Below are 385 nucleotides of genomic sequence, written 5' to 3' on the forward strand. Positions count from 1 at the left end.
GGTCGACATCGTCGCGGCGCCGTTCGGCGCACTGGCCGACCTCCTGCAGGACTTCCTCGGTGAGATCGCATGGATCCCGTTCGCACTGACGATCGCCGGCGGCGTGGCCGGCCTGGCGATCATGCTCGGCCGGCACTCCACCGGGTGGGCAGAGCTATTCATTTCCGCGTGCTGCGCCGTGCTGGCAACCGGGTTGCTCGCCAATCCGGTCGCCTCGCTCACCGCCGCCGGCGGCGCCTTCGACACCGCCCAGGAGTACGGCGGGCAAATCGCCGCGGTCGTCGTCACGGACGACATCAACAGCACGGAGCTCGACTCCGAAAACCTGCTCTCCGCTGCAGTCACATCGCAGCTGGTCGACATCTTCGTGAAGATCCCTGCGCAG

At 67.5% G+C, this 385-nt stretch carries 1 protein-coding gene; it reads left to right on the forward strand.

The genetic code is table 11. From position 1 onward, the window contains the following. Positions 1-385: hypothetical protein (locus ACZ3HG_RS23115; protein ID WP_465334630.1), on the forward strand; the 385-nt coding region annotated here is incomplete at both ends.

This window comes from Erwinia sp. PME.40.26/001, from assembly GCF_055556675.1.